This is a genomic window from Burkholderia sp. MSh2, assembly GCF_000731655.1.
GTDB classification, from domain to species: Bacteria; Pseudomonadota; Gammaproteobacteria; order Burkholderiales; family Burkholderiaceae; genus Burkholderia; species Burkholderia paludis.
Genome location: NZ_JPGM01000115.1, coordinates 1 through 13233, shown reverse-complemented (window position 1 = coordinate 13233; position 13233 = coordinate 1). Strand labels below are relative to the sequence as shown.

Here is a 13233-nt window from a genome sequence, read left to right as displayed (position 1 = left end):
GGTTTGATGCGGAGATTCAGCTCGAGCTCGCGATAGATGCGGTAGATCCTCTTATGATTCCACCCGAAGCCCTTCACGTTGCGCAGGTACAGGAAACACAGCCCGAATCCCCAGTTACGGTGGTTGTCGGTCAGTCTCAGCAACCAGTCGGCGATCTGTTCGTTCTCTGCATTGCGCTTTCGCTCATAGCGGTAGCACGTCTGGCTTACGCCAAATGCCTCGCATGCAAGCCGGATCGACACCCCCCGGCGTGCTACTGCGTCCCTGGCCATCTCGCGGCGAGAAGATGGCCTCAGTCTTTTTTTGCCAGCGCCTCTGCGACGATCTCCGCCTTGATCTTCTCTTCGACGTACATCTTGCGCAGTCGTGCGTTCTCCGCCTCCAGTTCCTTCATGCGAGCCATCAGCGACACGTCCATGCCGCCGTACTTGCCGCGCCAGTTGTAAAAGGTCGCCGTGCTGATACCCAGCTCCCGACAAATCTCCGGCACCGCCAGCCCGGACTCCGCCCGCTTGAGCGCATCCATGATCTGGCTATCCGTGAACTTCGACTTCTTCATTGCGTAGAACTCCCTTTGCTGGAAATTCTACTTCCGATCCCGCTTACTGGCCGGGGGTATTACCCGTGAAGTCTCGACGCCACCGGTCGAAGTCAAGTTGGTAGGCGTGGTTACGTCGCAGGAATTCCCAAGCCCATGCCGACGCGTCGGTCATGTCGTCGGGCGGATAATTGCTATCGCCTTTCCAGTCAGCGCGGCGGACGAATTCGGGTGGCCGGGCGGCCGAGTCGGGAGGGGCTACCATCTCACGGTTCCTTATGGGAGTCGCTTCAGGTGGTAGCAAAATAGTAGCAATAGCTCTGCGGTGCGCCAAAGAAAAAGGGGTTAGCATCAGCTAACCCCTTGATTCCTTTGGTCGGAGCGATAGGATTCGAACCTACGACCCTCTGATCCCAAATCAGATGCGCTACCAGGCTGCGCTACGCTCCGACGAGCCAAAGATTGTATCGTTGAATGATCGATTCGGTCAATCGCAATATTGGGGGTAAATGCCGCGACGTCGAACCGGCCGCGATTTGCGACAATGCGCACGATCATCGGCCGGCCTGCGCAAGGGGTGCGGGGCCGCTCGCCGAAGCAAGGAGAACATCATGATGAACCTGATCCTGTGGCGTCACGCCGAAGCCGAAGACTACGCGACGAGCGATCTCGCGCGCCAGCTGACCGCCCGGGGCCGCAAGGACGCGCAGGCGATGGCCAAATGGCTGCGCGGCCGGCTCGAGACGAACACCGCGATCCTCGCGAGTCCGGCGGCGCGCACCGTGCAGACCGCCGAAGCGCTGACCGACCAGTACCGGACCATCGACGCGCTGGCGCCCGGCGGCAGCGTCGACGACGTGCTGGCGGCGGCCGGCTGGCCGGAAGGCATCGCGCCGACGGTCGTGATCGTCGGGCACCAGCCGACGCTCGGCAGCGTGGCCGCGCAGTTGATCGCCGGCACCGACGACAGCTGGAGCGTCAGGAAGGGCGGCATCGTGTGGCTGGCAAGCCGCACGCGCGACGGCAGCCGGCAGGCCGTGCTCCGGGCGGTATTGACGCCCGAACTGGTGTGACGCAGGCCTGAAGGGCTTTGAAGGGATTGATCATACGGTTTCGCAAGCTTTCTGCTAAAGTCAATTCGGCGACACGTCATTGAAAGGACACGGTCGTGCCACATAACGGTCACGGCCGGTTACTACATTGGCGAGCATGTCGTCTTATTCCTTACGACCAGGAAAGCCTAATGCGAGAACTGCCGACGCCTACGCTCCCATTTGCCTCGCTGCCCCTCGACACGTCGCGGCGCCACCTGCCGCGCGCTGCTGAAACCGTTACATCGGAGTACCGTCTGCGCGCCGCATGGGCGCGTACGGAAGATGAATTGCGCGAGGCCCAGCGCCTGCGTTACAGCGTGTTCGCCGAAGAGATGGGCGCGCAGGTCAGCGGCCCGTCCGGTCTTGACGTCGATTCGTTCGATGCCTACTGCGACCACCTGCTGGTGCGCGATCTCGACACGTTGAAGGTCGTCGGCACGTACCGCGTGCTGCCGCCGCACCAGGCCGCGCGATTGGGCCGCCTGTACGCCGAAGGCGAATTCGACCTGTCGCGCCTCACGCACCTGCGCGGCAAGATGGTCGAGGTCGGCCGCTCGTGCGTGCACAGCGACTACCGCAGCGGCGCCGTCATCATGGCACTGTGGGGCGGTCTGGGCGCGTACATGATGCAGAACGGCTACGAGACGATGCTCGGCTGCGCGAGCGTGTCGATGGCCGACGGCGGTCACTATGCGGCGAACCTGTACCAGTCGCTGTCCGCAGGCTCGCTCACGGCGCCTGAGTACCGCGCGTTCCCGCACACGGCCCTGCCGGTCGACGAGCTGCAGACGGGCACCGTCGTGGCGCCGCCGCCGCTGATCAAGGGCTACCTGCGCCTCGGCGCGAAGATCTGCGGTGCGCCGGCCTGGGATCCCGACTTCAACTGCGCGGATTTCCCGACGCTGTTCCGCCTGTCCGACATCAACGCCCGCTACGCCCGCCACTTCCTGGGCTGAGCAATCCGAACCGCGTCGCACCCGTCCGGGTGCATGCAAGCGAACGCCGTCGCGCGGTGACAGCCACGCGACGGCGTTCGCGTTTCCGGACGTCGTGTACGAATCGGACCCTGTTAGTTTCGGCGCAACGCGCTTACCACCGTGCCGTGCGACGGCACGTTCGGGAACGGCCCGGGAGGGCCGGACGGCAGCGGCTCGCTCAGTGCTTGCGCCGCCAGTCGAGCAGGTGGTGTTCAGCCATCCAGTGATGGATCATCCCTTCGCCGCCATGGTTGCGCTTGTATTCGCGCGACTCGAAGAACGACAGGGCGACGAGCACCATCAGACCGACGAACAGGCCGATCAGGCCCGCAATTTCTTCAGACGACATGGCAGCCTCCTTTCCACGGTACAGCGCCATGTGTATATGGTAGGACATGCGCGGCGCGACTCCTGAACGGGATTTCCGCTAGACTCGTCGCCGTCCCGGCGCGCGATGGGTGCGCCGCTTTCCGGAGCCTTGCCCGATGATCCGCTTCATGCTGGCCGTGCTGGCCGCATCCTTTCTCGCCGGCTGCGCCGGCGATCCGCACCAGGCGCGCCGCGGCCACCCGCCGGAAGATCCCGCCGACTATCACGGCGTGCCGACCGACATGACGCCGCCGTCGATGCTCGACGCGCCGCCGCCGCAACCGACGCAGTGACGATCGGCCCGGCCGGCCGTCAGGCGCGCGCCGCGGGTGCGGCGTGCGCGTCGGCGCCGATGCGCCGCACCAGCGTCGGCAGATGGCGCGCCAGCGTCGCGCCGCGCGCGGCCATGAACAGCAGGAGTGCGAACCAGAGGCCGTGATTGCCGAATGTGCCGACGGCGGCGAGCGTGGCCGCGACGAAGATCGCGAACGACACGACCATCGCGCGCATCAGCGATTGCGTCTGCGTGGCGCCGATGAACACACCGTCGAGCAGGAAGCCCCACACCGACACGATCGGTGAAAGCGCGGCCCACGGCAGGTAGCGCAGCGCGACCTCGCGAATCTCGGCCTGATCGGTCAGGCGTGCGACGATCCAGCCTCCAGCCGCCCAGTAGACGAGCGCGAACAGCAGCGCGCCGAGTGCGGACCAGAGCAGCGTGACGCGCACGGCCTGCCGGAACGCGTTGCGGTCGCGCGCGCCGGCCGCCGCGCCGACGAGCGCCTCGGCCGCATGCGCGAAGCCGTCGAGGCCGTATGCCATGAAAGTCTGGAAATTCAGCAGCAGTGCGTTCGCCGCGAGCGTGGCATCGCCCTGTTGCGCGCCGAGGTGCGCGAACCAGCCGTACGCGCCGAGCAGGCACAGCGTGCGCAGAAAGATGTCGCGATTGAGCACGATCAGCCGCTTGAGCGCGACGCGATCGGCGAGCGCGCGCACCGCGACCGGAGCGAGGCCGCGCGTGCGCAGCCGCCACAGCATCCACGCGCCGAGCGCGAAGCCGCTGGCGTCCGCGGTGGCGGTCGCGGCGCCGATGCCCGCGATGCCCCAGCCGAAGCCATACACGTAGAGCAGCACGGCGCCGATGTTCACCGCATTGATGAACACCTGAGCGGCGAGTGCGAGCCGGACGCGCTGCACGCCGAGCAGGTAGCCGAGCACGACGTAGTTGGCGAGCGCGAACGGCGCGCTCCAGATTCGCGCGTGGCTGTAGGCATGCGCCGTCGCGCGGACGGCATCGCTGCCGCCGAGCGCGGACAGCGCGAACGACAGTAGCGGCGCCTGCAGCGCCAGCACCGCGGCGCCGAGCGCGAACGCGACGATCAGCGCGCGCAGCAGGTTCAGGCGGATGCCGGCGGCATCGCCCGCGCCGTGCGCCTGCGCGACGAGGCCGGTTGTTCCCATCCGCAGGAAGCCGAAGCCCCAGAACACGAAACTGAAGAACAGCCCGCCGAGCGCGACGCCGCCGAGATACTGCGCGCCGTCGAGGTGGCCGGCGACAGCCGTGTCGACGGCGCCGAGGATCGGCTGGGTCAGGTTCGCGAGGACGATCGGGAAGGCGAGCGCGAGCACGCGCCGGTGCGTGACGGTGGCCGAGCCGGCGCCGGCCCCGTCCGGTAACGCGGATTCGGACATGGCGGACGCGTCAGGCGCGTTCCTGCACGCACACCCACGGCGATACGACGACCGCCCACAGCTCCGGGTTGCGCGCCGCGTAGTCGGCCGCCGTTTCGGCCGGCATGCGTGCGACCAGGCCGGCCGACAGCCAGCGCGTGACCTGCTCGGCATCGTCGTCGGCCACGGCCTCCGCGACGCTGACGAGATCGAGATCGCGTGCAACGGACAGCAGCTTGCCCTGAGCGAAGAAGCGTTCGAGATCGCACCAGTCGATCTTGGCGGTTTCGCCGAGGAGCTTGGCGTAGAGCGGGCTGTGCGACGCGCCCGCGGCGGAATGTTGATCGGAAGACATCGGTTTCTTGGAATGACGGCGTGGCGCCACTATAAACCATCCGGCCGGGCGGGCGGCGCGAGTGGCGGCCGGCTTACGCGTCGCGCAGCGCGCGGCGCACGATCTTGCCGGTCGCGGTCATCGGCAGGCTGTCGACGAACGCGATCGCGCGCGGATACTCGTGCGCGGCGAGCCGCGTGCGCACGTGCGCCTGCAGTGCATGGACGAGCGCGTCGTCGCCGACGTGGCCGGGGTTCAGCACGACGAACGCCTTGACGATTTCGGTGCGCGTCGCATCGGGCACGCCGACGACGGCCGCCATGCGCACCGCCGGATGCGTGAGCAGGCAGTCCTCGATCGGGCCCGGCCCGATCCGGTAGCCGGCGCTCGTGATCACGTCGTCGTCTCGGCCGACGAAACGCACGAAGCCGTCGGCGTCGATCGTGCCCGTATCGCCGGTGAGCAGGTAGTCGCCTGCGAACTTGTCGCGCGTCGCGTCGGCGTTGCGCCAGTATTCGAGGAACATCACCGGGTCGGGGCGGCGCACCGCGATGCGTCCTTCGACGCCGGGCGGCAGCGGCGAACCGTGCGCGTCGACGATCGCGACGGCGTGGCCGGGCACCGCCTTGCCGATTGCGCCCGGCTGCGCATCGAACAGTGCCGCGCACGACGACAGCACCATGTTGCACTCGGTTTGCCCGTAGAACTCGTTGATCGTCACGCCGAGCGCGTCGCGCCCCCAGGCCGTCAGTTCGGCGCCGAGCGACTCCCCGCCGCTCGCGACCGATTTCAGCGACAGCGCATGGCGTTCGCGCGGCGCCGGGACGGTGCGCATCAATTTCAGCGCGGTGGGCGGCAGGAAGGCGTGGGTGACGCGGTGCCGCGCCATCAGCGCGAACGCCGCTTCGCCGTCGAATTTTTCGAAGCGGCGGGCGAGCACGGGCACGCCGTGATGCCATGACGGCAGCAGCACGTCGAGCAGCCCGCCGATCCATGCCCAGTCGGCGGGCGTCCAGAACAGGCGTGCGTCGCGCGGAAAGCACTGCTGCGACATCTCGACGCCCGGCAGGTGGCCGAGCAGCACGCGATGAGCGTGCAGCGCGCCTTTCGGTTTGCCCGTCGTGCCGGACGTATAGATGATCACCGCCGGATCGTCGGCGGCCGTATCGGCCGGCACGAAGTCGGGCGACTCGGCGGCGAGCGCCGCGTCGTAGCGCAGCACGCCCGGTGCGTCGGGGGCATCGTCGCCGATGCAGTAGACGGTATGCAGTGCCGGCAATTGCGCGCGCAGCGGCGCGATTTTCGCGTAACCGGCTGCGTCGGTGACGAGTGCGGCCGCCTCGCTGTTCGCGAGCCGGTATTCCAGCGCATCGACGCCGAACAGCGTGAAGAGCGGCACCGCGATCGCGCCGAGCTTGTACGCGGCGAGGTGCGCGACGGCCGTTTCGGGACCCTGCGCGAGAAAGATGCCGACCCGGTCGCCGCGGCACAGGCCGGCCCGCACGAAGCTGTTCGCGAGCCGATTAGAGGCGTTCTTCAGATCGTCGAACGTGAAGAGGGAAACGTCGCCTTGCGCCGTCTCGTGGATCAGCGCGAGACGGGCGCTGCCGTCGGCCCATTTGTCGCAGACGTCCACGCCGATGTTGTAGCGCGCCGGAACGGCCCATGCGAAGCGGGAATACAGGTCGTCGTAGCGGTCGGCGGCGGGCAGCATCGCGTGTCTCCTCTGTATCGGGCGTGGCGTCGCGTGAAGGGATTACATCAGGTTTTCACGCAGACGAATCCACAATGGCGTCTGATGATTTGGAATGTTCGGACTCGTTCAACCGCCACGGCTCAGTGCACGATTCCGCAATGACGCATAAGATCACGAAAAAATCAGTGTGTGACCATGGATTTGCTTCTGATAGCTGCGGGGTTCAGCCTGGTAGGGATTGGTGTGCTGGTAGCGTTTGCGCGTCGCGTCGATCCGCTGTCCGGCCGTTTCACCGGACGTCTGCGCAAGCGCTGACCCGACTTTCTCCGAAGTTCGCCGCGACGGCACGCGATGCGCGCCGGCATCGCGTGTCGTCTGTCGGGCGCTCAGCGCGCCGGCAGGTAGCGTGACGGATCGATCGACCTGCCGCCGTAGCGCAGCTCGAAATGCAGCGCGACGCGATCGCTGTCGCTGTTGCCCATCTCGGCGATCGACTGCCCTTGTGTAACCGACTGGCCTTCCTTCACCAGCAGCGCGCGATTGTGCGCGTAGGCGGTCAGGTAATCGGCGTTGTGCTTGAGGATGATCAGGTTCCCGTAGCCGCGCAGGCCGTTGCCCGCATAGACCACGACACCCGGCGCAGCCGCGACCACCGACGTGCCCGGCGCGTTCGCGATATCGATGCCCTTCGATTTCGAACCGTCGAACGTGCGGACCACGTTGCCGGCCGCCGGCCAGACCAGCGCGATGCTCGAGGCCGGCTTGACGGCCGATTCGACCGGCGCGGAAGGCGCGGGGCGGGCGCGGCCGGCGCTGCCGGTGCCGGTGGTCGACGGAGTCGACGGCGCCGGCGATGTCGATGCGGTGGCCGTGCCGGCCGGCGGCGCGACGCGCAGCACCTGGCCGACTTCGATCGCATCGGGGTTCGTCATCTGGTTCCAGCGCACGATGTTCGATACCGACGTGCGGTTGTCGCGCGCGATCTTGTAGAGCGTGTCGCCGCGCTCGACGCGATAGAACCCGGGGCCGACAGGCGCGGAGCCGCACGCGACGAGCAGGGCGGCGCAGGCGGCTGCGAAGAGTCGCTTCGTTGTTGTTCCGAACATTGAACCTCGCAAAACCCTGCCGCTCGTAACGCGGCAGGCAACACAAAACGTCCGATTCTAACGGGTTCGACCCGGGCGCCGCAGTTCAGGCCGGCGCCGGGGCCGTCGCGCGCCGGTTCGGCGCGCTGCGTATGGATGAAGGATCGACCGCCGTATCAGCCGGCGAGCGGGAGGACGCGAATCCGCAGCGCGGCCGTTTCGGTCGCGCCCGGCGCCAGCATGCGCAGCCCGAGGCCGTTGTGGATCGCATCCGGCAGGCCGAGCCACGGTTCCACGCAATAGAAGTCCGACTCCGGCTTTTCGGTCCAGGTCGTGACGGCGTACCACGGGATCGAGCCCGGCACGTCGAGCGCGATTTCGATCGTGCGGCGGCGGCCCGGCATCACGATGCGCACCGGCGTGGACGGTTCGCCGTCGAGGCAGTGGAAGCGGTCGAGGATGTCCGGGTTGTCGAGGCGATAGCGGGCTTCGCCAGGCTCGGGCGGGCTGATCGAACCGTCGGGGTGCTGCGAGCGGCGGTGCGTGGGCGGCAGTTCGAGCGTGGTTTCGGCGCGTTCGCCATGCGGCAGTGCGAAATAGAAATGGTGGCCGGCGTAATAGGGCAGCGGCGCGTCGCCGCGATTGGTTGTCGTGAGCGCGACCTCGAGCGTGTGCGGATCGGCCAGCCGGTAGGTTGTTTCGAACCGGAAGTCGAACGGGTAGCTCGCGCGCAGCGCGTCGTTCGCGTCGAGCGTCATCGACAGCGCCGTGCCGTCGGCCGACGCGTGCGCGTCGAACGGCAGGTCGCGCGCGAAGCCGTGCATCGGCAGGTCGCGCACCACACCGGCGGCGTCGCGCCAGCGGCCGAGTTCGCCGTCGACGCGGTGGCGGCCGAGGAACGGGAACAGCAGCGGGTTGCCGCCGCGCACGCGCGCGAGGTTGCTCCAGTCGGCCGTTTCCGGCCAGAAGATCACCGGTTCGCCGCCGACGTGCCAGGACAGCAGGCGGCCGCCGCATTGCGGGGCGACCCGGACGAGCGACGGGCCGGCGTGAAGTTCGTGTATGTCGTGCTGCTGGAAGATCGGCATGGCGAATCGGATTGGGCGGGTGGACGGGAACGGCGCGTTCCATTATCGGGCCATGGCGGCTCGGGGAAAACCCTTCTCGGGAAATCGCGAGTTTTTCAGACTGTCAGCTATCGGGATAATGCCTGTCAACCGGTGAGGTTGCCGGGTCATGACACTTCGTGGAGGGGGCCATGGATCTGGCAATGGCAATGGGACTCGCACTGTTTGGCATGTTTACCGGCAGCACGGTATTGTTTTTCTATCAGCTCGGCCGCTGACGGCAATTCCTGCCGCAGTCGAAAGCCCGCCATGCAGATGGCGGGCTTTTTGCTTTCTGTGCGCTTACAAAATACATGCGTTTGTGTGCATTGCCGCCATATCCCGCCAAATGCCTTGGCGCAGTAATCCGGGCTCGGCATAATCGGGGCGCGTTTTTCCGGACGCGCGCCGCGTCGTCCGCTTTTCTTCCCGCTCAATCTTCACTATAAGGACCGACGCGTGAGTCTCTGGTTTCTGGTATTCCTGAGCGTCCTGCAGGGCGTCACCGAACTCTTTCCCGTCAGCAGCCTCGGCCATACGCTGCTCGTGCCGGCGTTGTTCGGCATGCATATCGACAAGCATGCGCCGCAACTGCTGCCGTTCCTCGTCGCGCTGCACCTCGGCACCGCGCTGGCGCTGCTGTGGTACTTCCGTGCGCGCTGGATCGCGCTGATCGGCGGTTTCTTCGCGCAACTCGGCGGCCGCAAGAACGACGACGGGCACCTGATGTGGGCGCTCATCATCGGGACGATCCCGACCGGCATCGTCGGACTGCTTCTCGAGAAGCGCATCGAACGCGTGTTCCACGACCTGCGGATCGTCGCGATCGCGCTGATCGTGAACGGCGTGCTGCTTTGGCTCGGCGATCGCATCCAGCGCAATCGCGCGCATCAGGCGCCCGAGAAGATGACGTTCAAGCAGGCGTTCTTCGTGGGCCTCGCGCAGATCGGTGCGCTGATTCCGGGTTTCTCGCGCAGCGGGCTGACGATGATCGCCGGCAATGCCGCCGGGCTGACGGCGGAGAAGGCCGCGGAGTTCTCGTTCCTGCTCGGCACGCCGATCATTTTCGCGGCCGGCGTGCTCGAGCTGCCGAAGCTGTTCCATGCGCGCGACCAGCTCGCCGATGCGCTGCTCGGCGGCGTGCTGACGGCGATCGCCGCGTACCTGAGCGTGCGGTTCCTGATGCGCTATTTCGAAGGGCGCGGCCGGCTCGCGTCGTTCGGCCTGTATTGCGTGATCGCCGGCGTGTTCTGTCTCGGCTGGTTCATGCTGCATCCGCAGCCGGTTTGATGCCGCAATTGCCGGTGTCGCGTGAAGTGGCGCGATGATCGGGTATAATTTCGGGCTCGGTTTCATGCCGGGCCCGTTTTGTTTCGTTTCGGGGGTTTCGGGTTGGTAGCGGGGCAGTCGCTGCTGCCGTTGCTCGAAGCGCCTGCCGAATGCGGTCCGCGTCACTAGCCGTGTCTTTTCTCCTCGACCGCCCTTAGCTCAGTTGGATAGAGCAACGGCCTTCTAAGCCGTAGGTCACACGTTCGAATCGTGTAGGGCGGGCCAGTCCGAGCACCTGTCGCTGTCCCGGGGTTATGTAAAGCGCGTGCGCAGCGCATCCCCTGGCGAATCGGCGCATCTGGATCCACCCCGATCAGGCGAAGGTATGGAAGCCGATCGGAGTACAACTGAACGACCATGCCGTTGCGGCCATCCCGCAGGTGGGGCGGCAAGCACCGGACCCGCGTGTTCGTCCGGAACGGGCGCCCGATCGAGAGCTGGAACAATGAGCAGTGGCAGCGCAGCTGCGAGCGCGCTGGCATAGAGAATGTCCGGTTCCACGACGTCCGCTGTACGTTGGTCAACTGGCACGTGCGGGCCGGCAAACCCCTGGCACGCTCATGAAGCTGGGGGGCTGGTCGAAATACGAAATGGTGTTGCGTCATACCCACCTAGCGCCCGATCATCTGGCTGAGTACGCCGCTGCGGTGATGATCCGGACTGGCGGGAAATCGACGATGGGTGAGCGTGAGCCAGCGGGCCTGCGACCGTTGGCGGGGTGCGTGGGCAACTTCGATAGATGCTGATGAAGGGCGCGGAAGACCGCGCCCTCGAACATTAAGCGCGAGGCATTATTTCTCGGTCACGCAGGGTTGCGCGCCAGCGTCCGTCAAGGGAACGCCATCCGTTGATCATCGTGCCGTTGTCGATCTCGAAAGCGAATGTTTCCCCAACATTCACTGCGTCAGCAGCGATATTTTCGGATGACAACCGGATGCTTGACATGCCAATGTCTTCAGCAGTGATGCGGGCTAAATCCTCGCCGAGCCAACGGGCCAATCGATCGGAAAGACCGTTATGGTAGTTCCGCGAATCGGGTCCGGTTTCAACGGCATACAGTTCGCGCGAGCCGTCCGCATTCATCTGGATGTGCCCGATCAATGCCCTTGAATTGAACGAGATACCGTCGCGAGCCAGGTCGCGAAGTTGCAAAATCGCCCGTAGAGGTTGGGTACCGAGTTCAATTTGCCTAAAGAGGTCAGGCTGTTCAGTAACCGCGGGCCACGGTAGCAACGTTGTCTCGCTTGCGACATGGTGATTCTCTGATGCAAGCAGCGTCGCGTGAATTTCGTTCACTTGTTCGCCGAGGTTTGCGTACGCCAGATGCAGCTCATCCACGTAGTACCCCCAGCGTTCAGCAAGTAGGCGCGCGGCCGCTCTCACCAGTTTCGCTGCACTTACCCACCAAACCAGGCTTTCGTCGTCGTTTTCGTCGAGGAAAAAATGGTGCAGGTCGACCCGTTGATGCATATTCCAGAACGCAACGTACATTGCCGGAACGCATTGGCTCCAATGTGCTCGTTCGAAATCGCGGTATAGATCAAAGAAAGTGAAAAAGGTCGAAGCGGAGAGTAGGCGGGGTTCTCCTGAAGATGCTGGCGAGAGTGTCGTGATGCGATGAAATAACTCGTTGTCGAATGGGTCCCCAACGAACCAGATCAAGTGTTTTGTCGCCATCACCGCGATGAGGTTGGCCATGGACGGTACTGGCGAGGGCAACATAGGAGCGACGGGTATCTTGTTACGATGGGCGATACAGGGGCCGCAAGAATCTCCTTGGCATGCTCGATCAGGAATCGGCGTGAGTGCCAGCGGCCACGCTTTCGCGATTCGGCCGTCGGGAACGCTGACGCACGAGATTGCGGCCGAGTGTGCTGGAAGAGTCAATACTCCGCCCCGAGACACACTGATGGTTTCCCCCAGACGACCATGGGCAAGCTGGCTGTCGAGTTGTTCCCGAGCTGCATTGCGCTGATCAGCCAATCCCGCGCAGACGTAAAGGGACGCGCCGTTATTGCGTTTGACCGAGTAATGGTCCACGGTCGAGCCTTTGCATTCGAGCAGGTGGTAGGATCGATGCGCCATCGCTTGACTGATGAGCAAGTAGTCAGGCGATGGACCTTCGTTCGATTCTATGATGCGAACAATGTCGAGTTGCCCACCGAGCTGCACAATCCGCAGCATTAACCCGAGCAGCTCGCCATAGGTCGATGTAAATGCATCCTGCGGCTCGTCGCTGGTCGATGTGAGTTGTCCTGTTAGCGTTTCCCACATTGACGGCGTGACTGCACGAGCTGCCGATGGCGCCAAGCGCCGACCGCTGATGCTCAGCAATATGTCCACCGCGATGTCGTCAAACTCTAGTGTGCCGGAAGGCTGCCGGATCTGGTCGGTCTGTTTGTGCAGGCGCATTGACGGAAGGAGATCCACTTCGGCCAAGCGAATCGGCAGTTTCCAAGTCGACATAGTTTGGATTGAAATAGTAGCGAATGGGTATAGTGGAATTTACCTGCAGGGCTCCGTGCATTATGACGACGATTATATGCATCGCAAATGCGGTGTGAACATCGTTGCAACAAGTACGGTACGTGTGCTCGTCACGCGTGAGATGGTGCTCTGAGCAATTTTGAGGGTTTGCCTGCCAACAGGTCTCGCCTTGCGGTGAATTCTTATCCCGCAGCCGGCTATCGCCCGTCTCTCGAAGTCGGACTGATACAGCTTGCATCCCCTTGATTACATCTTCAACGAGACTATCGTGTTTTTGAAGGTGATCTATGCCACTCAAGTAAAGCGTGGCGATGCCACCGGTGACCTGCGACGGATCGTGTAGCCAAATGGCAAGTGAGTTCCCTTATCCTAAAGGCAAGGAGAACTCGATGAAGAAGCGACACACCGACGAACAGATCATCCGCATTCTGCGGGAAGCCGAGAGCCGCGAAGAGCCGGTGAAAGATCTGTGCAGGCGGCACGACATCACGGAGCAGACGTTCTACCGGTGGCGAAACAAGTTCGGCGGTATGGATGTGGCCGAAGC

The 13233-nt window shown here is 64.7% G+C and carries 13 protein-coding genes, 2 tRNA genes and 1 pseudogene; 6 read left to right on the top strand and 10 right to left on the bottom strand.

Going from position 1 to position 13233, the window contains the following annotated elements; genetic code table 11:
* The 3 genes and pseudogenes from GQ57_RS41030 to GQ57_RS37305 form a co-directional block, all read right to left on the bottom strand.
* Window positions 1-559: pseudogene (locus GQ57_RS41030) on the bottom strand (transposase); the annotation flags it as partial.
* 43 nt (window positions 560-602) lie between these two features.
* Entirely contained in the window at window positions 603-803 is a 201-nt protein-coding gene (locus tag GQ57_RS44525) for a transcriptional regulator domain-containing protein (protein WP_442856772.1), read from the bottom strand.
* A 108-nt stretch (window positions 804-911) separates the two neighbouring features.
* Window positions 912-988: transfer RNA gene (locus GQ57_RS37305), tRNA-Pro, on the bottom strand.
* A gap of 161 nt (window positions 989-1149) precedes the next feature.
* Here GQ57_RS37305 and sixA point away from each other — a divergent pair.
* Both sixA and GQ57_RS37295 read left to right on the top strand, forming a co-directional pair.
* Window positions 1150-1611 carry a phosphohistidine phosphatase SixA gene (gene sixA / locus GQ57_RS37300; protein ID WP_031403637.1) on the top strand — a complete coding sequence of 154 codons (462 nt, stop codon included), beginning with the start codon at window positions 1150-1152 and terminating at the stop codon, window positions 1609-1611.
* A 170-nt stretch (window positions 1612-1781) separates the two neighbouring features.
* A complete protein-coding gene (locus tag GQ57_RS37295; RefSeq protein WP_031403638.1) occupies window positions 1782-2588 on the top strand; it encodes a GNAT family N-acetyltransferase in 807 nt (268 codons plus the stop codon).
* 199 nt (window positions 2589-2787) lie between these two features.
* Here GQ57_RS37295 and GQ57_RS43505 read toward each other — a convergent pair whose 3' ends face one another.
* Entirely contained in the window at window positions 2788-2958 is a 171-nt protein-coding gene (locus tag GQ57_RS43505; protein ID WP_162836117.1) for a hypothetical protein, read from the bottom strand.
* Window positions 2959-3094: 136 nt separating this feature from the next.
* Here GQ57_RS43505 and GQ57_RS43500 point away from each other — a divergent pair, with 136 nt between their 5' ends.
* Window positions 3095-3271, top strand: a complete 177-nt coding sequence (locus GQ57_RS43500; protein ID WP_162836118.1) for a hypothetical protein — start codon at window positions 3095-3097, stop codon at window positions 3269-3271.
* Between the two features lie 19 nt (window positions 3272-3290).
* Here GQ57_RS43500 and GQ57_RS37285 read toward each other — a convergent pair whose 3' ends face one another.
* The 5 genes from GQ57_RS37285 to GQ57_RS37265 form a co-directional block, all read right to left on the bottom strand.
* Window positions 3291-4670 (bottom strand): MATE family efflux transporter, encoded by a 1380-nt coding sequence (locus GQ57_RS37285; RefSeq protein WP_034200530.1) that lies wholly within the window; start codon window positions 4668-4670, stop codon window positions 3291-3293.
* Window positions 4671-4680: 10 nt separating this feature from the next.
* Window positions 4681-5004, bottom strand: coding sequence for a DUF2288 domain-containing protein (locus tag GQ57_RS37280; RefSeq protein ID WP_031403640.1), 324 nt, complete (start codon window positions 5002-5004; stop codon window positions 4681-4683).
* A 73-nt stretch (window positions 5005-5077) separates the two neighbouring features.
* Window positions 5078-6697, bottom strand: a complete 1620-nt coding sequence (locus tag GQ57_RS37275) for an acyl-CoA synthetase (protein WP_034200529.1) — start codon at window positions 6695-6697, stop codon at window positions 5078-5080.
* A gap of 368 nt (window positions 6698-7065) precedes the next feature.
* On the bottom strand, window positions 7066-7785 hold the full coding sequence (locus tag GQ57_RS37270; protein WP_031403642.1) for a peptidoglycan DD-metalloendopeptidase family protein: 720 nt from the start codon (window positions 7783-7785) through the stop codon (window positions 7066-7068).
* 155 nt (window positions 7786-7940) lie between these two features.
* Window positions 7941-8852 carry an aldose epimerase family protein gene (locus GQ57_RS37265; protein ID WP_034200528.1) on the bottom strand — a complete coding sequence of 304 codons (912 nt, stop codon included), beginning with the start codon at window positions 8850-8852 and terminating at the stop codon, window positions 7941-7943.
* Window positions 8853-9329: 477 nt separating this feature from the next.
* Between GQ57_RS37265 and GQ57_RS37260 the strand changes: the two genes are divergently transcribed.
* Together GQ57_RS37260 and GQ57_RS37255 are read left to right on the top strand one after the other, a co-directional pair.
* Entirely contained in the window at window positions 9330-10160 is an 831-nt protein-coding gene (locus tag GQ57_RS37260; RefSeq protein ID WP_031403644.1) for an undecaprenyl-diphosphate phosphatase, read from the top strand.
* A 187-nt stretch (window positions 10161-10347) separates the two neighbouring features.
* Window positions 10348-10424 (top strand) — tRNA-Arg (locus tag GQ57_RS37255).
* A 552-nt stretch (window positions 10425-10976) separates the two neighbouring features.
* Here GQ57_RS37255 and GQ57_RS42770 read toward each other — a convergent pair.
* Window positions 10977-12638, bottom strand: coding sequence for a hypothetical protein (locus tag GQ57_RS42770; RefSeq protein WP_152603471.1), 1662 nt, complete (start codon window positions 12636-12638; stop codon window positions 10977-10979).
* 437 nt (window positions 12639-13075) lie between these two features.
* Between GQ57_RS42770 and GQ57_RS41025 the strand changes: the two genes are divergently transcribed.
* Window positions 13076-13233: transposase (locus GQ57_RS41025; RefSeq protein ID WP_034200525.1), on the top strand; the 158-nt coding region annotated here is incomplete at its 3' end.